We start from the raw sequence: 19751 nt of genomic DNA, 5'->3' as shown, positions 1-19751 counted from the left end.
TAAATTTCCTTATGGCCGGGCCGGCTGTGGCTGCCAGATGCGATCGGCAATGGTGACTTTGACCGGCATTAAATGGTTGGCATAAAACAGATCGGCAGTTTGCTGTTGGGCCTGCGCCGTGTGGGCGCTGACCGGCGTAATGGTGGTCGGAGGACGATGGTCAAGGTAGCTGGCGATCACCGGCTTCGGCAGGCCCATCGCCTGTGCCAGCAGATCGATACTTTGCTGGCGCTGGCTGCGCGTCAGCGCATCGGCTTCGCTAAAGGTGTGCAGCACCTGCTGCACGAAGTCACCGTGATCGGTAGCAAAGCTGCGCGTGGCGAGGTAGAACGAACCGGTCTGATTCAGCTTGCTACCGTCCACCAGCACACGGACGTTGCCCTGCAGCAGCGCAGCAGAATAGTAGGGATCCCAGATCGCCCAGGCGTCAACATCACCCTGCTGAAACGCGGCGCGCGCATCGGCTGGCGTCAGATAAGTCGGCTGAATATCGTTAAAGCTCAGCCCGGCCTGTTCCAGCGCGCGCAGCAGCAGATTGTGCGAACTGGAGCCTTTCTGGAACGCCACTTTATGGCCTTTCAGTTGCGCCACGCTGTGGATGGGACTGTCCTTCGGCACCAGAATCACCTCGGCCTGCGGCTTCGGTGGCTCCGAGCCGACATACAGCAAATCCGCCCCGGCGGCCTGAGCAAACAGCGGCGGGATATCACCGGTGCTGCCCAGGTCAATGCTGCCCACGTTCAGTGCCTCAAGCATTTGCGGACCGGCCGGGAACTCGATCCACTGAATGCTGGTGGCCGGGAAGCGCTGCTCCAGCAGCCGATGCGATTTGGCCAGCACCATGCTGACCGATCCTTTCTGATAGCCGATACGGAATTGTGCTGGTGCTTCGGCAGCCTGAGCCGTGAGGGTCAGGGCAAACAGCGCGGTAACGGTCGGCAGCAGCCAGCGGGTTAACATCCTTTTCATCGCGGTTCCTTTATACAGCCTGAGCATAGGGTTGATGACGACGGTGCAGCGCCTGCCAGAAGGTTTCCAGCGCCTCATCAATGCGCTCGCTCAGCAGCGCATCCAGCTCAGGCTGGCGGTCGTATTGGGTGATTTGCGTATCACTGGCGAACACGCCGTGCAGAACTTCCTGCGCTTTCAGCGCGTTCAGCACCGGTTTCAGCGCGTAGTCAACGGCCAGCATGTGCGCCACGCTGCCGCCACTCGCCAGCGGCAACACCACTTTATGTTCCAGCGCCCGCTCTGGCAGCAGGTCGAGCAGGGTTTTCAGCGCACCTGAGAAAGAGGCTTTATAAATCGGTGTGGCGACGATCAGCCCCTCCGCGAGCGCTAAATCCGCTTTCAGCGCGGCCAGTGCCGGTGAGTCAAAGCGCGCATACAGCAAATCTTCCGGCTGAAAGTTGTGAATGTTCCACGGAATCACCTCAACGCCACGCGCTTCCAGCGCCCGCTGGCACACACTCAGCAGCGCCGTAGAACGTGAAGGAAAACGCGGACTCCCCGCCAGCGTAATAACCCGCATGGTCACTCCTTATAACTGAAAGTTATTGATTGGCAATTATTGAGAACTGATTCGTTCAATCCTGACAGAGCAGGCGGCGAGGCGTAAATGATTTATCCGGCAATGGATAGCCGTCAGGCGGGAATAGCCCGCGCTTATAAAGGAAGGGAAAAGCGCCTCTAAGGTTAATCTGAATTGCACCCGCAGATTGCCGGGTTTTCATTAGCGGCTTCCGTCACGGGCAAGGTGAGAATGATTAAAAGCGCTGTTGCCTGGTTAAATCAGAGGTGTAACCGTCGACACATATCGCCGGGCGCGCCATTGTCGTCAGGCTTAAGAAGAAATAGATGAGGTAATTTAAGGAGTAGCAAACAAACGCTGACGTAAGTTTAAAGCGGGCACCAGGATTTTTCGTAGTGGCTGTTTAGAATGTTCCATTTTAAGCTGGTCTCAAATTAGCGAGTAAGTGTGTCAAAGCGTGGCGTTTTATTAAAATCGCACCGTTTAACGCGTTTCCTGTTACCGATATTACGTATTACTTCAGCACTCTGGCCGGGATTGCTTCAGTTGCGCTTAACAATAAACGGTAAATTATCAGCCAGTCTGGCAAGGGCCAATAGTCATGCCGTCGGCGGGCTGTTTATAATTGATTGAGTTTTCTTACGCTAAAAAAAAGTCACTGCCTTATTTGCGCTTAATTGGGCGGATTTTTGTCTGGCCATTATTCAGTATTATTTTTAGGGAGAGGAATATGGGAAGGTCTGCTCTGTTAGTGCACCCGGCTGAGCCGGTTACCGCTCAGCCCGCGCGCGTCGCGGCTGATAACGTTAATCCACTATTGTGTTATCTGCTGCAGCCGGATGCCGCGCACAGCCAGTTTACCGCTGTGCCACAGCCAGCGGCGGAGAGCGTCAGCGACGACGCGTTCTTACTGTTTGCCGCCGACGGCTTTGCGCCCTCTGCTGCACTGTTGCAGGAAGTGGCAACGCTCAGCCATCAGCGCCCGGAGCTCAACTGCATGCTGGTTTCACTGGCACCACGCGCACTGAGCAGCGGCCTGCAGTCGTCGCTGCAGCTGTTCCAGCAGCTGCAGGCGCAGCGCCTGTGGCAGCAGAATAACTATGCGGTCATCCTGCGCGCCGCGCTGATGAAAAATGCCGCTCCGCTGGTACGCATTCAGGATGTGATGCTGGCCGGCCTGTTAAATACGCAAACGGTATGGCTGCTGGATGCTCGCGCTGAGCATGAGGTCACCACGGTTAATCCGCCACCCAGCTATCAGCAATTTATGACGGAGTATGAAAAGGTCACCCGTTTGTCACACTTTATTCCGGAGCGAAACCGTTATCGCCAGAGTTATTTACGCAGCGGGTTATTACAGCTGGTACAGCAGGAATTAAACGCTGAAACGCAGTTCTCTAATAATGTGCGGCACGCGGTGCGCTACTTTGCCGATCAGTTTTCACCGCAGAGCACAATGGAAAAACTGTTACTGAAACAGCCCGACCTCTATTTCTCACTGATGAAAATGAGAAAAAGCCGCTGAGATAGCGCCAGCGTTAATTTTAAGAATTACTCCCGTGGGCGCTGAGGTATTTTTGTGTCACGCTGTTAACACTGAGAAAAATACCCAGACGCCAGAGTTTTTATGTCTATCAAACGTAACGCGATTGCCAACTATGTTGGCCAGATCTATCTGACGCTGTCAGGTATTTTAGTAGTTCCCCTGTATATTCAGCATTTAGGTATGGAAGCTTACGGTCTTGTGGGCTTCTTTTCTATATTGCTGACCTGGCTGCAGCTGCTCGACGCGGGCGTTTCAACCACGCTGATGCGCGAGGCGGCACGCTACCGGGCGAATCAGGCAGAATTTGTCTGGTTTCCGGCGCTGTTTGCCACGCTGACCCGCTTCTTTCTGTTCTCCACCCTGGTGCTGGTGGTGCTCGGCTGGCTGGCGACGCCATGGATCGCCACGCACTGGCTGGATGCGCAGCACTTGCCCGCCAGCGATGTGGTGGTGGCCGTGGCGATCATGGTGATCACCGCCGCGATTCGCTGGCGTACCAGCCCGTATCGCAGCGTGATTGTCGGTTTTGAGCATCAGGTCTGGCTCAACGGCGTGAACCTGATCATTACCACGCTGCGTACTTTTGGCGCGGTACTGGTGATCCAGCTGTTCCCGAATCCGCTGCTGACCTTCTTTATCTGGCAATTGCTGGTGTCGATTGCCGAGGCCGCCTGCTGTATCTGGAAATCCTGTCAGCTGGTGCCCCGCGCAGCGCGCAAAGAGAAGCGCGACGATCTGAAAGGCGTGCTCAAACCCTTTATTCGCTTTGCGCTAAGCGCCGCCTTCTCCAGCGCCGTGTGGACCTTTATTTCGCAAATTGACCGGCTGGTGCTGTCAAAAACCCTGCCGCTGAGCGAGTACGGCTCGTTCACCGTGGTCGCCACGGCCGCGACCGGGATCCTGCTGCTGAGCAGTCCGATTATGCAGGCGATTGTGCCGCGCATGACCGGCATGAAAACCCGTCAGCAGGGCGATGCCGAATCGCTGAAGCTCTATCGCTATACCACCCAGGCGGTGGCAATTTTTATGGCCCCGCTCAGCATCACCATTGCCTGCTATGCCGGACCGCTACTGTGGGCGTGGACGCAGAAACCGCAAATTGTCGAAGAGATGGCGTTTGTGCTTAGCCTCTATGCGCTCGGCAGCGGTATCCAGGCGATCTGCGGCCTGCTGTATCACCTGCAATACGTTAACGGCAATCTGAAACTGCACATGCAGGGATTCACCTGTTTTGCCGTCGTGCTGGTGCCGCTCAACATCTGGTGTGCCGTCCATTACGGGGCGCTGGGCACCGGCTGGCTGTGGCTGGGGCAGAACATCTTCTATTTAGTTGGCTGGGCGTGGCTGGTGCATCGCCGCTTTGCGCCGGGCATCCATTTCAGCTGGCTGACGCGCGACGTAGCGCTGATTTGGGCGGTGTCGGCGCTGATTGCCTGGCTCAGCACGCTGCTGCCCATCGAGTGGAACCAGAATCGCTGGATCAACCTGCTGTGGCTGGGGCTGATCGGGGCCTTTAACCTTGGCGTGTGCTGTCTGTTACATAGCCTGGTGCTAAAACGCCTGCGCGCGCCGCTTGTTAACGCAGAGGAAAGAGGATGAGCATGACATCACGCCGCACGCCGACGGTTTCGGTAATTATCCCTAACTGGAACTGCGCGCCCTGGCTGCCGGAAACCCTGGGGTCGCTGCTTCGCCAGTCATCGCCGCCGGAAGAGATCATCATTATTGATGATGGCTCGAGTGATGACAGCGTGGCCTGGCTGACGGCGTTTGCTGCGCAGCATCCGCAGGTGACGCTGCTGAGTGGTGGACGCGGCGGCGTCAGTGCCGCGCGCATGAAGGGGCTGGCCGCAGCCAGCGGCGATTTCGTCTATTTTATGGATGCCGACGACTTCGTCTCGACAGAACTGTTCGCCGATTTCCGCCGCGTGCAGGCGCGTCACCCGGAGATTGATCTGTTCTGCTTTGGCGCGAAGATGTTTTTCGACCTGCCAGCGCCGCAGCGCCATTATCAGACCATCCATCAGCGCCACGTCAGCGGCCTGCTGCCGGGCGGCAGTGCCACGCTGCGCACGCTGATTCAGCATCAGTCGGCGCATCGGGTGATCTGGAGCAGCATCATCTCGCGTCGGCTGATTGACCAGCTCGATCTGCAGTTTCTGCCGATCCAGAACCATGAAGACGCGCCCTTTATGTTTGCCCTTTATCTGCAGGCGCGCGCGCTGTACTGCACCAGCCAGAGCTACTACTACAAACGCTTTATGCTGAGTTCACTGTCGCAGAGCACGCGCGACTTCTCATGGGTGAAAAATTACTTTATCGCCCGCGCCGGCAGTGAGCAGTTCCTGCAGCAGCAGCAACTGCCGCACGATGAGGCGCTGCTGGACGATTATTACCAGACGGTGATGCACGGCTGCCTGACGCAAATCCGCAAAAATCACATGACGGTGCCCGCCGAGTGGCAGCCGCAGGTGAATCAGCTGGTGCGTAAAGTGTTACAGCACAACGCGCGACTGAAACTGCTGTGGTATTGCCCGGCGATTTACAGCGGCTTACAGGCCTGCCGCGATCGTCTGGGACGCTATTCCGCCCGACGCTGATACCGATCAAATTGTTGCATCCCAGAGTAATTTACTTTTGCGCCAGAGCACCTTACCATTCTGGCGCACAAATTCCCGTGCACCCGACTTTCACGAAGCTTCCGCCATTCAGGAGAGTGCATGCTATATCCTATCGTCCGGCCGGCGCTGTTTAAGCTCGATCCAGAGCGCGCGCACGAACTCACCTTTCAACAGTTACGCTTCATCAGCGGCACGCCGCTGGAAGGGCTGATTCGTCAGTCGCTGCCGTCACGCCCGGTGACCTGTATGGGGCTGACCTTTCCGAACGCGCTGGGTCTGGCTGCGGGGCTGGATAAGAACGCGGAGTGCATTGATGCCTTTGGCGCCATGGGCTTTGGCTTTGTCGAGGTGGGCACGGTGACGCCACGCGCACAGCCGGGCAATGACAAACCCCGTATGTTCCGGCTGGTGGCGGCGGAAGGTATCATCAACCGCATGGGGTTTAATAATCTCGGCGTCGATCACCTGGTTGAGAATGTGAAAAAGGCGCGCTTTAAAGGCGTGCTCGGCATCAATATTGGTAAAAATAAAGACACGCCGGTGGAGCAGGGCAAAGACGATTATCTCACCTGCATGGAAAAGGTGTATGCGCACGCCGGTTATATTGCCATCAATATTTCCTCACCGAATACCCCCGGATTACGTTCGCTGCAATATGGCGAAGCGCTGGACGATCTGCTGTCGGCGATTAAATTAAAACAGCGGGCGCTGCAGGAAAGCCATCTGAAATATGTGCCGGTGGCGGTGAAGATCGCGCCGGATCTTTCTGAAGAAGAATTGATCCAGGTTGCCGACAGTTTAGTGCGCCACGAAATAGACGGCGTGATCGCCACCAATACCACGCTCGATCGTTCGCTGGTGAGCGGGCTGAAATATGCCGACGAAGCGGGGGGATTAAGTGGCCGTCCGGTACAGTCGCGCAGCACCGAGGTGATTCGCCGTCTGGCGCAGGAGCTGCAGGGACGTCTGCCTATTATTGGCGTCGGTGGCATTGATTCGCTGGTCGCGGCACGGGAAAAAATGGCGGCTGGCGCAACGCTGGTGCAGATATACTCCGGCTTTATTTATAAAGGTCCAGGTTTAATTAAAGATATCGTGACCCATCTCTAAGACATTTCTCACTTTCCCTGGCCGGGGGGTTTATTTCTCCCTCCGGCTCGTTTATATTTTGTCCTGTTCGTACAATTTTCAGCTTTTTCCTTAAAGCAATATTTTAAATTTCAGCGCCGTTTAGCGCAGCGTAAATCCACAGGGCACCCCATGAAAATCAAACCCGATGACAACTGGCGTTGGTATTTTGACGCAGAGCATGACCGGATGATGCTGGATCTGGCCGATGGAATGTTATTTCGCTCGCGCTTCTCGCGCAAAATGCTGACGCCCGATGCCTTTAATGACAGCGGTTTTTGCGTTGATGACGCTGCGCTTTATTTTACTTTTGAAGAGCGCTGTCGCCAGAGCGGTTTAAAAAGCGATCAGCGCGCCGAGCTGGTGCTGAATGCGCTGGTGGCCAGCCGTTTCCTTAAGCCGCTGATGCCGAAAAGCTGGCACTTCACCAGCCATGCGCACAGCTGGCAGCCCGTCGCGGGCGATATGGTGGCGGTAACGCTGGCTGACAGCGGCGAACAGGCGCAGCTGCTGGTGGTCGAAAGCGGCGAGAATGCCGCGCTCTGTCTGCTGGCGCAGAGTGCGCTGACGGTGGCGGGCAAAGGGATGCAGCTCGGCGATGCCATCAAGATCATGAACGATCGCCTGCAGCCGCAGTTGCAGGAGAGCAGCGCGCCCTTCGCCCGCGCGGTGTAGCGCTTACGCCAGTTCGATATCTCCGTCCGGAATACAGCTGCAGCTGAGAATGGTGCCATCGCCGCGCACCGCGCTCTGCTTCAGCGCCTTCACGTCACCCGACACCAGCGTCATTTTGCAACTGCCGCAGATTCCGGCACGACACGAATAGGGAATGCGAAAGCCCTGCATCTCCAGCTGTTCCAGTAATACCTGCTGATTATCGCCGGCAAACTGCTGCCCCTGATAGCCAATGGTCACGGCGGCTGGCGCGCTGCTGGCGGCCTGCAGCGTTTCCACCACCTCACCGGCACCGTAAGCGCGCGGCGTTTGCCGTTCCAGCACTTCAACCGTATCGCCGACGCGCACGATACCGCTGTTAAGCGCAATCAGATTCAGGCCGAAATCGATATCTCCGCTGCCGTCCTGCGCGCTGCGGAAACGCTGCAGCGTGGCGAGCGGTTCGCCCTGTGGATGCTTGCGGCCGCTTTCGGTGCCGATGGTGGTAAACACGCAGCGGCTGCACGGCTTCGGCATCTCGAAAGTGATCTCGCCGATCTTAATACGTTTCCAGCTGTCCTCATCCCAGGCGCTGGCGCCGCTGACGATCAGATTGGGGCGGAACTGTTCCAGCCGCACGCTGGCCGGACAGCGCTGCTGCAGATCCTGCAGCGACGCCATGTTGACCAGCAGGTAAGGGAAACCGTCAGCGAACCCCAGCGGGACCTGATCGAAGCGTTTTACCCGGCGTGACGGCTCAGTGCCAACCCAGCGCAGCTGCACCGGGCGCGGGAAAAAGCCGCTCAGCCACTGGTTGATGGTGTCAGGCGCAATGCGGGCAGTGAACTGGTTGCCCCACACTTCCGTCGGTGCCGGCTGGGCGCTGAAATCGCTGAAGCGGATCAGCGCCTGGCTGCCGTCCGGTGCGGTGATGAATAGCCCGTCGGGCAGCAGGGCGGGCGTGAAACGCACCATCTCCGGAAACTGGCGGGCGGTAATAAAGGTCCCGTCCGCTTCGGTCACCATAAAGATGCGATCGAAGGCCAGACCGCTTTCCAGCACCTGTGCGTGTGACAGCTGCAAACCACGCATCGATTTAACCGGGTGAATATACAGGCGAGACAGGGTAATCATCACAACTCCGTACAGACAAAAAGAAGCTAACTTTATGACATAGGACGCTGATTCGCTATAATGCGCAACAATTTTAGCAAGAGTAAAAGTGACGATATGAATTCTCTGTTTGCCAGTACGGCGCGTGGGCTCGAAGAGCTGTTGAAAACTGAGCTGGACGCGCTGGGTGCGCAGGATTTGCAGGTGGTGCAGGGCGGCGTCCACTTCCGAGCCGACGACCGCGTAATGTACCAAAGCCTGCTGTGGAGCCGTCTGGCTTCACGTATTTTGCTGCCGCTGGGAGAATTCGGCGTCTGGAGCGATCTCGATCTCTACGTCGGCGCGCAAAGCATCCCGTGGAGCGAGCTGTTTGATAGCAACACCACGTTCGCCATCCACTTCAGCGGCACTAACGAGGTGATCCGCAACAGCCAGTTTGGTGCGCTGCGCATCAAAGATGCGATTGTTGATAGCTTTACCCGGCAGAATCTGGAGCGTCCGAGCGTGGATCGCGAGCAGCCGGGCATCCGCATCAACGCATGGCTGAACAAAGATCGTGTCAGCATTGCGCTGGATCTGAGTGGCACCGCACTGCACCAGCGCGGCTATCGCCAGCAAACCGGCCAGGCACCGCTGAAAGAGAACCTGGCGGCGGCGATTGTGATGCGCTCCGGCTGGCAGAACGGCACGCCGCTGGTCGATCCGATGTGCGGCTCCGGTACGCTGCTGATTGAAGCGGCGCTGATCGCCTGCGATCGCGCGCCAGGCCTGCTGCGTTCGCACTGGGGCTTCAGCCGCTGGAAACGCCACAACAATGCACTGTGGCAGGAAGTGCGCAGCGACGCGCTGCAGCGTGCGCGCGCCGGCACGGCCGCCACCACGTCACGCTTCTTTGGCTATGATAATGATGGTCGCGTGCTGGAATGGGCACGTGCCAACGCACGCCGCGCCGGCGTGTTTGATCTGTTCACCTTCGCGCAGCAGGATGTGCTGCAGCTGAAAAATCCGCTGGCGGGCGAAGCGATGCGCGGTACGGTGCTGAGTAACCCGCCGTACGGTGAGCGTCTGGAGAGCGAGCCGGCGCTGATTGCGCTGCACAGCCAGCTGGGCCGCATCATGAAACAGCAGTTTGGTGGCTGGAATTTGTCGCTGTTCAGCGCCTCACCCGAGCTGCTCAGCTGCCTGCAGCTGCGCGCCGATCGCCAGTTTAAAGCGAAAAACGGTCCGCTGGAGTGCGTACAGAAGAACTACCAGCTGGCGGCGAACAGCGCCGAAGGCGGCGCACAGATTGCCGAAGACTTTGCTAACCGCCTGCGTAAGAACAGCAAAAAACTGGACAAGTGGGCGCGCCAGTCGAATATTGACTGCTACCGCCTGTATGACGCCGATCTGCCGGAGTATAACGTGGCGGTCGATCGCTACGCCGACTGGGTGGTGGTTCAGGAGTACGCGCCGCCGAAAACCGTGGATGCGACCAAAGCACGCCAGCGCCTGTTTGACGTGATCGGTGCCACGCTGAGCGTACTGGAGATACCGGCCAATCGCCTGGTGCTGAAAACCCGCGAACGGCAGAAGGGCAAAAATCAGTACCAGAAGCTGAGCGAGAAGGGCGAATTCTTTGAAGTGCAGGAGTTTAACGCGCGGCTGCTGGTGAACCTGACGGATTATCTCGATACCGGTCTGTTCCTCGACCACCGTATCGCGCGCCAGATGCTGGGCCAGATGAGCCAGGGGAAAGATTTCCTTAACCTGTTCTCCTATACCGGTAGCGCCAGCGTGCACGCCGGGCTGGGCGGCGCCAAGTCCACCACCACGGTCGATATGTCGCGCACCTATCTGGAGTGGGCCGAACGTAACCTGCGCCTGAACGGATTAACCGGGCGCCAGCATCGCCTGATGCAGGCGGACTGCCTGAGCTGGCTGCGCGAAAGCGATGAGCAGTTCGATCTGATCTTTATCGATCCGCCGACCTTCTCCAACTCCAAACGCATGGAAGATGACTTCGATGTGCAGCGCGACCACCTGATGCTGCTGCAGAACCTGAAGCGCATGCTGCGTCGCGGCGGCACCATTATGTTCTCCAACAACAAGCGCGGCTTCAAAATGGATCTGGACGGCTTGCAGCGTCTGGGTCTGCAGGCGCAGGAAATTACGCAAAAAACGCTGTCGCAGGACTTTGCGCGCAACCGTCAAATTCACAACTGCTGGCTGGTAAGCCACGCCGGTAAGGAATAAGTTTTATGTCACTGATCAGTATCCATGGCGCTTACCTGTCGTTCAGCGATGCGCCGCTGTTGGATAACACCGAACTGCATATCGAAGAGGGCGAGCGCGTCTGTCTGGTTGGGCGCAACGGCGCCGGTAAATCGACGCTGATGAAAATCATCAACGGCGAACAGCCGCTGGATGACGGCCGCATTATTTATGAGCAGGATTTGGTGGTCGCGCGGCTGCAACAGGACCCGCCACGCAATATCACCGGTTCGGTGTACGACTTCGTTGCCGAAGGCGTGGCCGAACAGGCTGAGCACCTTAAGGCGTATCACGCCATATCGCACCTGGTGATGGAAGATCCGAGCGAGAAAAACCTCAACGAAATGGGGCGACTGCAGACGATTCTCGACCATCACAACCTGTGGCAGCTCGACAGCCGCATCAACGATGTGTTGCAGCAAATCGGGCTGCAGGCGGACACCGAGCTGTCGTCACTCTCCGGTGGCTGGCTGCGTAAAGCCGCGCTGGGCCGAGCGCTGGTCAGTAACCCGCGCGTGCTGATGCTCGACGAACCGACTAACCATCTCGATATTGAAACCATCGACTGGCTGGAAAGCTTCCTGAAAACCTTCAACGGCAGCATCGTGTTTATTTCGCACGACCGCTCGTTTATCCGCAATATGGCGACGCGCATCGTCGACCTCGATCGCGGCAAGCTGGTGTCATGGCCGGGCGATTACGATCAGTTCCTGCTCGGCAAAGAGGAAGCGCTGCGCGTTGAAGAGATGCAAAACGCCGAATTCGACCGCAAGCTGGCGCAGGAAGAAGTATGGATTCGCCAGGGCATTAAAGCGCGTCGCACCCGTAACGAAGGCCGCGTGCGCGCGCTGAAAGCGCTGCGTCGTGAACGCTCCGAACGGCGTGACGTGATGGGCAAAGCCAATATGCAGGTCGGTGAAGCGGCGCGTTCCGGCAAAATCGTCTTTGAGCTGGAAAACGTGGATTACGGCGTTGACGGCAAAACGCTGGTGAAGGATTTCTCCACCCAAGTACAGCGCGGCGACAAAATCGCCCTGATTGGCCCGAACGGCTGTGGTAAAACCACGCTGCTGCGCCTGATGCTCGGCCAGTTGAAGGCAGATGCCGGTCGCGTGCACTGCGGCACCAAACTGGAAATCGCCTACTTCGATCAGCACCGCGCGGAGCTCGATCCGGATAAAACCGTGATGGACAACCTGGCGGAAGGCAAACAGGAAGTGATGGTCAACGGCAAGCCGCGCCACGTGCTCGGCTATCTGCAGGACTTCCTGTTCCACCCGAAACGCGCCATGACGCCGGTGCGTGCGCTGTCCGGCGGCGAGCGTAACCGCCTGCTGCTGGCGCGTCTGTTCCTCAAGCCCAGCAACCTGCTGATCCTTGACGAACCGACCAACGACCTCGACGTCGAAACGCTCGAGCTGCTGGAAGAGCTGGTGGATGGCTATCAGGGAACCGTACTGCTGGTGAGCCACGATCGTCAGTTTGTGGATAACACCGTGACCGAATGCTGGATCTTTGAAGGCAACGGCGAGATCGGTACCTTCGTCGGTGGCTACCATGATGCGCAGCAGCAGCGCGCCGCTTACAAGCAGACCAAAGCTGCACCGGTCAAAAGCGCAGCGACTAAACCGGCAGAAAAAGCCGACGCCCCCAAACGCAGCGCAGGCAAGCTAAGCTATAACCTGACGCGTGAACTGGAACAGCTGCCGCAAAAGCTGGAGCAGCTGGAGACGCGTATCTGTGAGCTGCAGGCGCAGATGAGTCATCCGGACTTCTTCAGCCAGCCGCACGACAAAACGCAGCCGGTGCTGGATGCGCTGGCGCAGGCGGAGCAGGAGCTGGAAACCACCTTTGAACGGTGGGAAGAGCTGGAAGCGCTGAAAAACGGCGCATAACGCAGAGGGAGTCAGCATGTGTGCCACGCATCAGACGCAGCACTGGATGCTCTGTCCGCAGTGTGATTTAACCGTAAAACTGCCCGCCGTACCGGTGGGCAGCCGTGCGCGCTGTCCGCGCTGTCACACCACGCTGGTGGCTAACTGGCACGAACCGCGTAAACGTCCCACCGGCTATGCGCTGGCGGCGCTGTTTATGCTGTTGCTGGCCAATCTGTTTCCGTTTATCAGCATGCATGTGGCCGGGCTCAGCAGCCAGATCTCGCTGATGGCTATCCCGCAAGTGATGGATCGTGAGGATTATCGCAGCCTCGCCACGCTGTTCCTGCTGTTTGTGCAGGGCATTCCGGCTTTCTGCATGATCGCCATTCTGCTGCTGGTCAATCCGGTGCGCCTGCCGCACAGCCTGCGACTCGGGCTGGCACGCATTCTGTTTCAATTGCGCAGCTGGGGTATGGCGGAAATTTTCATGGCCGGCGTGCTGGTCAGCTTCGTCAAACTGATGGCGTACGGTGAAATTGGCCTTGGCAGCAGCTTCTGGCCGTGGTGCCTGTTTTGTCTGCTGCAGCTGCGTGCGTTTCAGTGCGTCGATCGCCGCTGGGTCTGGCAGCGGATCGATCCTCTGCCGCCGCTGGCGCAAACGCCGCAGGCGGGCATCAGCGGACTGAAACAGGGGTTGCGCAGCTGTCCGTGCTGCACCGCGATTCTCCCGGCCGCGCAGAAAACCTGTCCGCGCTGCGGTGTAAGCGCCGCGCCACGCAGGCAGCACAGCCTGCAGTGGACGCTGGCGCTGCTGATCACCTCGGTGATGTTGTATATCCCGTCGAATATTATGCCGATCATGGTGACCGAAACGCTCGGCTCGCAGTATCCGTCCAACATTATGGCCGGCGTGATTTTGCTGTGGAGCGATGGCTCCTGGCCGGTCGCGCTGGTGATTTTTATCGCCAGTATAATGGTGCCTTCGCTGAAGATGGTGGCGATTGGCTGGCTGTGCTGGCACGCCAGCGGCCGCGGCCGGCGCGACAGCGAGAAGATGCACCTGATTTATGAGGTGGTGGAGTTTGTTGGCCGCTGGTCAATGATTGATGTGTTTGTGATCGCTGTGCTTTCCGCGCTGGTGCGCATGGGCCAGCTGATGAGTGTTTACCCTGCGCCAGGCGCGCTATTGTTTGCGCTGGTGGTGATCCTGACTATGTTCGCCGCCATGACGTTTGATCCGCGCCTGATTTGGGATCGCCTACAGGAAACTGAACGTAAGGAGCCGCGTCTTGACGGACAACCAACACGGCATTGCTAACGTCGACCAGATTAAACGCTGGTCGCCGGTGTGGATCGTACCTATCGTCACGCTGTTAATCGGCGGATGGATTCTGTTTTATCACTTCAGCCATCAGGGACCGCAGGTCACGCTGATCACCGAAAACGCCGAAGGCATTGTTGCCGGTAAAACCACCATTAAAAGCCGCAGCGTCGACGTGGGCACCGTCGAAAGCGCGGTACTGACGGACGATCTGCACCATGTGGAGATCACCGCGCGCCTGAATGCCGGCATGGAAAAACTGCTGCATAAAGACAGCGTGTTTTGGGTGGTGAAGCCGCAGATTGGCCGGGAAGGGGTGACGGGCCTCGGTACGCTGCTCTCCGGCGCCTACATTGAACTGCAGCCGGGCGCTAAAGGGGATAAGCCAGAGCATTATCAGCTGCTCGACGCGCCGCCGCTGGCCCCGCCGGATGCCAAAGGTATTCGCGTCATCCTCGACAGCAAAAAAGCCGGCCAGCTTAATCCGGGCGATCCGGTGCTGTTCCGCGGCTATCGCGTCGGCACGGTGGAAACCAGCACCTTTGATACCGACAAGCGCATGATGACCTATCAGCTGTTCATCGCCGCGCCTTACGATCGCCTGATTACCACCAATGTGCGCTTCTGGAAAGACAGCGGCATTGCGGTGGATATGTCCGCTTCCGGCATGCGCGTCGAAATGGGCTCGCTGACGACCCTGTTCAGCGGTGGCGTGAGCTTTGACGTGCCGGACGGCTGGGAACTCGGCGAGCTGGCCAAAAACCAGGACGACTACCATCTGTATGATGACCAGCGCAGCATTCAGGATTCGCTGTACACCAAACACACCGATTTCCTGATGTTCTTCAGCGACTCGATTCGTGGTCTGCAGGTCGGCGCTCCGGTAGAGTTCCGCGGCATTCGTCTTGGTACCGTGGCTCAGGTGCCTTACATGATCCCGGGCGTGAATCAGGCGCTGAACACCGATTACCGCGTGCCGGTGCTGATCCGCATCGAGCCGGACCGCTTTATCAGCCGTCTGGGTGGCGACTTCAATCTTGAACAGCATCTGCAGGATGGCAAGAAACGCGGCCTGCGCGCCACGCTGAAAACCGGCAACCTGCTGTCCGGTGCGCTGTTTGTCGATCTCGACTTCTATGACAATGCACCGGCTTACAAAGGACCGAACGAAGTGGCGGGGCTGGAAGTGATTCCGACCGTAAGCGGCGGTCTGAGCCAGATTCAGCAGAAACTGATGGCGGCGCTGGATAAGATCAACGCGCTGCCGCTCAACCCGATGATCAACCAGGCCACCGGCACGCTGAAAGAGAGCCAGCGCACCCTGCAGCAGCTGCAGAAAACGCTGGATAACCTCAATCAGATCACCGCCAACCCGGCGATGAAAACGCTGCCGGCCGATATGCAGCAAACCCTGCGCGAGCTTAATCGCAGCATGAAGGGGCTGCAGCCGGGATCGCCAGCCTATAACAAACTGGTGGGCGACATGCAGCGCCTTGACCAGGTGCTGCGCGAATTGCAGCCGGTGCTGAAAACGCTCAACAGTAAGAGCAACGCGCTGGTATTTGAAGCCAAACCGGGTCAGGATCCGCAGCCAAAGAGGGCGAAACAGTGAAAAAAGGGCTGATTATCGGTGCTGTGCTGCTGCTGGCGGGCTGCAGCAGCACTATCGACACCACTTATTACCAGCTGCCTGCGGGCAGCAATATGGCGCGCGTCAGCAGTGACGCCTCCGCCAGCCAGCCGATGATTTGGGTTGAACAGGTGAGCGTGCCGGATTATCTCGCCGGCAACGGGCTGGTTTATCAAACCAGCGACGTGAAGTACGTGATTGCCGCCAATAATCTGTGGGCCAGTCCGCTCGACCAGCAGCTGCAGCAGACACTGGTGAGTAACCTCGGGCAGGCGTTGCCCGGCCGGCTGGTGGCCAGTCAGCCGCTGGGTGACACGCACGATACGCTCAGCGTGCACGTCACCGGCTTCCACGGCCGTTATGACGGCAAGGTGGTAGTAAGCGGTGAATGGCTGTTGCAACATCAAGGCCGGCTTATCAAACATGGCTTTAATCTGACGCTGCCGCAAACCGAAGATGGCTACGATGCGCTGGTGCGCACGCTGGCGCTCGGCTGGCAGCAAACGGCACAGCAGATCGCTAACAGCGTAGTGACGCTAAATTAGGATTTGTTCGATGTTTATGCTAAGTCCCTGATTTGCCGTTATGTGACGGCGCGCAAATCAGGGGCTTTTTTATTGCGGAATCAGCCAGATATGGCGGCGGCACAGAGGGGTTTGTGTCGATTTCACGGCAAATTGATGACATTGGCGTGAATTTTGCGCATTGACCTTTCACCCACCACAGGTTAGAACATTACTGTGGTTGAACATTAATTCACCACTCTTTCTTTCCACCAGATTCCACCAGACCTGAAATGAGGGAAACGAGGTATGAAGAGACAGAAGAGAGACCGCCTGGAACGAGCACATTCACGAGGCTATCAGGCAGGCATTACCGGCCGCTCAAAAGAGATATGCCCTTATCAAATGATCGATGCCCGGTCTCACTGGTTGGGAGGTTGGCGACAAGCCATGGAGGACAGGTCGGCGGTGGCTTAGGCACCGTCGGATGTCTGTAAACAGGAAAAAAAACCTCCGCTGCGTGCGGAGGTTTTTGTTGGCGGGTCAGAACGCTGAAGTGTCTTTAAACAGGCCCACTTTCAGGTCAGTCGCGGTGTAAATCAGGTTACCGTCGACGAACACTTCGCCATCGGCCACGCCCATCACCAGCTTGCGGTTGATGACGCGTTTGAAGTGAATTTTGTAAGTAACCAGCTTCGCCGTCGGCAGAACCTGGCCGGTGAATTTCACTTCACCCACACCCAGCGCACGGCCTTTACCTTCCGCACCCAGCCAGCCGAGATAGAAGCCAACCAGCTGCCACATAGCATCCAGACCCAGACAGCCTGGCATCACCGGATCGCCTTTAAAGTGGCAATCAAAGAACCACAGGTCAGGGCGGATATCCAGTTCGGCTTCCACATAACCTTTATCGAATTTGCCGCCGTCTTCGGTCATTTTGACCACGCGGTCCATCATCAACATGTTGTCAGACGGAAGCGGTGGGCCATTCTCGCCAAACAGTTCGCCGCGACCAGAGGCAATCAGGTCTTCTTTGCTATAGGATTCGCGTTTATCTACCATGTTCTCAATATGCCTTCTTTTAGTGAAGCCCGAATATTAGCGAACAGTTGTACGCTGGGCAATGTAATCAGCTGTGGTTGAACCAGTTGAGCCAGCGTAATGGCCAGGGCCGCGGTCGGTTTTCCTGCTGATTGAGCTGAGTAATGCGCTCCTGAATGGAGCTCAGCAGCGAGTCGCCGCTTTCGCTCTGCCAGGCAATACCGGTTAACAGCGGCAGCGCTTCGTCAACGCGCTCAATCGCCCAGATATGGAACTGGCCCTGCTGTACCGCTTCTACCACGTCGTCGCTGAGGCTGAGATGGCGCACGTTGCTGGCAGGCAGAATGACGCCCTGTTTTCCGGTCAGTTCACGCGACTGGCAGATATGGAAGAAGCCTTCGATTTTCTCATTCAGACCACCCACCGGCTGCACGTTACCAAACTGGTCCACCGAACCGGTAACGGCAATCTGCTGGTTCAGCGGCTGGTTTGCCAGCGCGCTGATCAGCACGCACAGCTCGGCCAGCGAGGCGCTGTCACCGTCGACTTCGGAGTAAGACTGCTCAAACACCAGCGATGCCGAGAAGGGCAGCTGCTGTTCCAGCTCCAGCTCCGAAATCAGATACGCCTGCATGATCATCATGCCTTTGGCGTGGATGTTGCCGCCAAGCTCCGCTTTGCGCTCCACGTCGGTAAATTCGCCATCGCCCGGGTGCACAACACAGGTGATGCGTGATGGCTCGCCCCACGGACGTGGATGACCAGGGAATTCAATCACCGACAGGCCGTTGATCTGACCAACTACTTCGCCTTCCGTTTCGATCATGATCTGATTTAACAGGATCTCATCGCGCATCCGGTCGGCAAGGAAACTCTCGCGCCACTGGCGTGCTTCCAGCGCCTCTTTCAGCGCCTCACCATTCAGCGTCTCACCGTGCAGCGCGGCTTCCTGCAGCTGACGGCGCAGCCAGCGCGGACACAGCGGCAGCGTGTCCTGATCGCCGGTCAGACGCACCGCTTCCTGGATCAGCAGCGGCCAGAAATCAGCTTCGGGTGGCGTCAGGCCGGCCAGTTCCGCCTGGCATAGCGTCCAGCGGCACCAGTTGGCCATGTCATCCTCATCGACCAGTTGCAGATTCTCTTCGAACTCGCTGTAAAGCGCCATTTCGTGCACTTCAACGTCCAGTTCCTGGAAGCTGGCCAGCGCCTCGCGATCGCCACATAAAATCAGACGCAGCTGCAGCGGCAGTGGGGGAATGGTCACCGGCAGGGGACGACGCTCGTCCGGTGAGTACCAGTCGAAGCGGCCCAGTTCGATCACTTTGCGCAGGCGTAGCCACAGCAGCGGCTGCGCCAGCAGGGTATTGATCGACAGAATCAGCGTGCCACCGTTAGCCTGATGCAGCAGACCGGGCTCCAGCTGTACGCGATCTTTATACTGACGCACGCAGCCAAACAGCTGCTCGGACTCAATCCAGTCGGCGTAATGCACGCCACCGGTGCTGGTGAAGGGACGGCTGGCGTCGGCTGGCGGTTGCAGGCTGACGTTGTCGCCCATCACATGGTAATCACCGCCGTACAGCGCGTCCTCGTCAGGCTGAAAGCGCTGCGCCGCCTCGGCAATCCACGCCAGATAATCACTGTTTTCCTGGCTGCGTAACAGCAGCAACGGAAAGCCCAGCGTTTGATGATGTAAATGCGCCAGCGCATTCAGCAGACGCGGCTGAACCGCGGCAAGCGTATCGCTATCTTCCAGAGAGACGGTTGAGAAAAGTGATTGGTAGCGTGAGCTATCCGGCTGCAGGGCTTGCCACGTAAGTTGAGTGCTGGTCAAAATATTCGCATTAGTCTGGTTCAGGAAAAGCGCGATTATACAGGATTCAACCCGGTTAAGCACGGCGCACTTCCGGCCTGAACTGTGATGGCCGCAACATGTTTTTCCTTGCTGCATCCGGGAAAAAAGCTGTTATTCTTAGTTTGTTACGTGATCACGATGAGATTCCGATGAAATACCAGCAACTCGAAAATCTTGAAAGTGGATGGAAGTGGAAATACCTGGTGAAAAAGCATCGGGAAGGTGAGCTGATCACCCGGCATATTGAGCTGAGCGCTGCGCAGGCGGCGGTAGAGACGTTGCTGGCGATGGAGAATAACCCGGTTGAGGTCGGTGACTGGATCGCAAAGCATATCCATCCGGAGCTGGAAAACCGTCTGAAACAGACCATACGCGCGCGGCGCAAACGTCATTTCAACGCAGAGCATCAGCACACGCGGAAAAAATCGATCGATCTGGAGTATCTGGTGTGGCAGCGTCTGGCCGGTCTGGCGCAGCGTCGTAACAGCACCCTGTCAGAGACCATTGTTCAGCTGATCGAAGATGCAGAACGCAAAGAGAAGTATGCCAGTCAGATGTCGACGCTGAAGCAGGATCTGCAGGCGATTCTGGGTAAAGGCGGCGCGGATAACGAATAGCAAAAAATTGCGTGTGATAAAAAACCAAAAAAACCCCGCCGAAGCGGGGTTTTTTATTGCG

At 57.6% G+C, this 19751-nt stretch carries 17 protein-coding genes; 12 read left to right on the top strand and 5 right to left on the bottom strand.

The window, feature by feature from the left end:
* Positions 1-9: 9 nt before the first annotated feature.
* Positions 10-969 (bottom strand): sulfonate ABC transporter substrate-binding protein, encoded by a 960-nt coding sequence (locus tag AC6I8F_RS12340; RefSeq protein WP_166709885.1) that lies wholly within the window; start codon positions 967-969, stop codon positions 10-12.
* 10 nt (positions 970-979) lie between these two features.
* Positions 980-1531 carry an NADPH-dependent FMN reductase gene (gene ssuE, locus AC6I8F_RS12335; protein ID WP_127833883.1) on the bottom strand — a complete coding sequence of 184 codons (552 nt, stop codon included), beginning with the start codon at positions 1529-1531 and terminating at the stop codon, positions 980-982.
* A gap of 730 nt (positions 1532-2261) precedes the next feature.
* On the opposite strand from ssuE, the gene AC6I8F_RS12330 reads away from it, so the two are divergent.
* The 5 genes from AC6I8F_RS12330 (at position 2262) to AC6I8F_RS12310 (ending at position 7501) form a co-directional block, all read left to right on the top strand.
* Complete coding sequence (locus AC6I8F_RS12330; RefSeq protein WP_477529610.1) at positions 2262-3056, top strand: hypothetical protein; 795 nt, start codon at positions 2262-2264, stop codon at positions 3054-3056.
* A 102-nt stretch (positions 3057-3158) separates the two neighbouring features.
* Positions 3159-4676, top strand: a complete 1518-nt coding sequence (locus tag AC6I8F_RS12325) for a lipopolysaccharide biosynthesis protein (RefSeq protein WP_021508319.1) — start codon at positions 3159-3161, stop codon at positions 4674-4676.
* Positions 4673-5677 carry a glycosyltransferase family 2 protein gene (locus tag AC6I8F_RS12320; RefSeq protein ID WP_058780800.1) on the top strand — a complete coding sequence of 335 codons (1005 nt, stop codon included), beginning with the start codon at positions 4673-4675 and terminating at the stop codon, positions 5675-5677. The genes AC6I8F_RS12325 and AC6I8F_RS12320 overlap by 4 nt, the downstream gene beginning before the upstream one ends.
* 120 nt (positions 5678-5797) lie before the next feature.
* Positions 5798-6808, top strand: coding sequence for a quinone-dependent dihydroorotate dehydrogenase (gene pyrD / locus AC6I8F_RS12315; protein ID WP_021508317.1), 1011 nt, complete (start codon positions 5798-5800; stop codon positions 6806-6808).
* A gap of 150 nt (positions 6809-6958) precedes the next feature.
* Complete coding sequence (locus tag AC6I8F_RS12310) at positions 6959-7501, top strand: cell division protein ZapC (protein ID WP_058759732.1); 543 nt, start codon at positions 6959-6961, stop codon at positions 7499-7501.
* Between the two features lie 3 nt (positions 7502-7504).
* On the opposite strand, the gene AC6I8F_RS12305 is transcribed toward AC6I8F_RS12310, so the two are convergent.
* Positions 7505-8614: a YcbX family protein gene (locus AC6I8F_RS12305; RefSeq protein WP_498028070.1), complete on the bottom strand. Its 1110-nt coding sequence runs from the start codon at positions 8612-8614 to the stop codon at positions 7505-7507.
* Positions 8615-8710: 96 nt separating this feature from the next.
* Here AC6I8F_RS12305 and rlmKL point away from each other — a divergent pair, with 96 nt between their 5' ends.
* From rlmKL to rmf, 6 genes are all read left to right on the top strand, one after another.
* On the top strand, positions 8711-10828 hold the full coding sequence (rlmKL, locus tag AC6I8F_RS12300) for a bifunctional 23S rRNA (guanine(2069)-N(7))-methyltransferase RlmK/23S rRNA (guanine(2445)-N(2))-methyltransferase RlmL (protein WP_152391154.1): 2118 nt from the start codon (positions 8711-8713) through the stop codon (positions 10826-10828).
* 5 nt (positions 10829-10833) lie between these two features.
* Positions 10834-12741 (top strand): ABC transporter ATP-binding protein, encoded by a 1908-nt coding sequence (locus AC6I8F_RS12295; RefSeq protein ID WP_498028069.1) that lies wholly within the window; start codon positions 10834-10836, stop codon positions 12739-12741.
* Positions 12742-12757: 16 nt separating this feature from the next.
* Entirely contained in the window at positions 12758-14041 is a 1284-nt protein-coding gene (gene pqiA, locus AC6I8F_RS12290) for a membrane integrity-associated transporter subunit PqiA (protein WP_059008936.1), read from the top strand.
* Complete coding sequence (gene pqiB / locus AC6I8F_RS12285; protein WP_021508311.1) at positions 14013-15656, top strand: intermembrane transport protein PqiB; 1644 nt, start codon at positions 14013-14015, stop codon at positions 15654-15656. Before pqiA ends, pqiB begins: the two co-directional genes overlap by 29 nt.
* On the top strand, positions 15653-16219 hold the full coding sequence (pqiC, locus tag AC6I8F_RS12280) for a membrane integrity-associated transporter subunit PqiC (protein WP_021508310.1): 567 nt from the start codon (positions 15653-15655) through the stop codon (positions 16217-16219). The genes pqiB and pqiC overlap by 4 nt, the downstream gene beginning before the upstream one ends.
* 267 nt (positions 16220-16486) lie before the next feature.
* Positions 16487-16654, top strand: a complete 168-nt coding sequence (gene rmf / locus AC6I8F_RS12275) for a ribosome modulation factor (protein ID WP_013508548.1) — start codon at positions 16487-16489, stop codon at positions 16652-16654.
* Positions 16655-16720: 66 nt separating this feature from the next.
* On the opposite strand, the gene fabA is transcribed toward rmf, so the two are convergent.
* Both fabA and AC6I8F_RS12265 read right to left on the bottom strand, forming a co-directional pair.
* Positions 16721-17239: a bifunctional 3-hydroxydecanoyl-ACP dehydratase/trans-2-decenoyl-ACP isomerase gene (gene fabA, locus AC6I8F_RS12270; protein WP_010616565.1), complete on the bottom strand. Its 519-nt coding sequence runs from the start codon at positions 17237-17239 to the stop codon at positions 16721-16723.
* 67 nt (positions 17240-17306) lie between these two features.
* Positions 17307-19169, bottom strand: coding sequence for an AAA family ATPase (locus AC6I8F_RS12265; RefSeq protein ID WP_498028068.1), 1863 nt, complete (start codon positions 19167-19169; stop codon positions 17307-17309).
* A 53-nt stretch (positions 19170-19222) separates the two neighbouring features.
* Here AC6I8F_RS12265 and matP point away from each other — a divergent pair, with 53 nt between their 5' ends.
* The gene (gene matP, locus AC6I8F_RS12260) at positions 19223-19690 is read left to right on the top strand and encodes a macrodomain Ter protein MatP (RefSeq protein WP_021508308.1); all 468 of its coding nucleotides are present in this window, start codon (positions 19223-19225) and stop codon (positions 19688-19690) included.
* The last annotated feature ends 61 nt before the right edge of the window (positions 19691-19751 follow it).

The sequence above is a fragment of the gamma proteobacterium symbiont of Axiagastus rosmarus genome, assembly GCF_059730925.1.
The sequence above is the reverse complement of the archived record's forward strand: the minus strand, read 5'-3'. Positions and strand labels throughout refer to the sequence as shown.

What these genes read in the sequence shown, in the direction of transcription:
- AC6I8F_RS12310 (WP_058759732.1), top strand. Translation starts at nt 6,959, where the DNA reads ATGAAAATCAAACCCGATGACAACTGGCGTTGGTATTTTGACGCAGAG.
- pqiA (WP_059008936.1), top strand. Translation starts at nt 12,758, where the DNA reads ATGTGTGCCACGCATCAGACGCAGCACTGGATGCTCTGTCCGCAGTGT.
- AC6I8F_RS12265 (WP_498028068.1), bottom strand. Translation starts at nt 19,169, where the DNA reads ATGCAGCAAGGAAAAACATGTTGCGGCCATCACAGTTCAGGCCGGAAG.
- ssuE (WP_127833883.1), bottom strand. Translation starts at nt 1,531, where the DNA reads ATGCGGGTTATTACGCTGGCGGGGAGTCCGCGTTTTCCTTCACGTTCT.
- fabA (WP_010616565.1), bottom strand. Translation starts at nt 17,239, where the DNA reads ATGGTAGATAAACGCGAATCCTATAGCAAAGAAGACCTGATTGCCTCT.
- AC6I8F_RS12340 (WP_166709885.1), bottom strand. Translation starts at nt 969, where the DNA reads ATGAAAAGGATGTTAACCCGCTGGCTGCTGCCGACCGTTACCGCGCTG.
- matP (WP_021508308.1), top strand. Translation starts at nt 19,223, where the DNA reads ATGAAATACCAGCAACTCGAAAATCTTGAAAGTGGATGGAAGTGGAAA.
- AC6I8F_RS12325 (WP_021508319.1), top strand. Translation starts at nt 3,159, where the DNA reads ATGTCTATCAAACGTAACGCGATTGCCAACTATGTTGGCCAGATCTAT.
- AC6I8F_RS12295 (WP_498028069.1), top strand. Translation starts at nt 10,834, where the DNA reads ATGTCACTGATCAGTATCCATGGCGCTTACCTGTCGTTCAGCGATGCG.
- AC6I8F_RS12330 (WP_477529610.1), top strand. Translation starts at nt 2,262, where the DNA reads ATGGGAAGGTCTGCTCTGTTAGTGCACCCGGCTGAGCCGGTTACCGCT.
- pyrD (WP_021508317.1), top strand. Translation starts at nt 5,798, where the DNA reads ATGCTATATCCTATCGTCCGGCCGGCGCTGTTTAAGCTCGATCCAGAG.
- AC6I8F_RS12320 (WP_058780800.1), top strand. Translation starts at nt 4,673, where the DNA reads ATGAGCATGACATCACGCCGCACGCCGACGGTTTCGGTAATTATCCCT.
- AC6I8F_RS12305 (WP_498028070.1), bottom strand. Translation starts at nt 8,614, where the DNA reads ATGATTACCCTGTCTCGCCTGTATATTCACCCGGTTAAATCGATGCGT.
- rlmKL (WP_152391154.1), top strand. Translation starts at nt 8,711, where the DNA reads ATGAATTCTCTGTTTGCCAGTACGGCGCGTGGGCTCGAAGAGCTGTTG.
- rmf (WP_013508548.1), top strand. Translation starts at nt 16,487, where the DNA reads ATGAAGAGACAGAAGAGAGACCGCCTGGAACGAGCACATTCACGAGGC.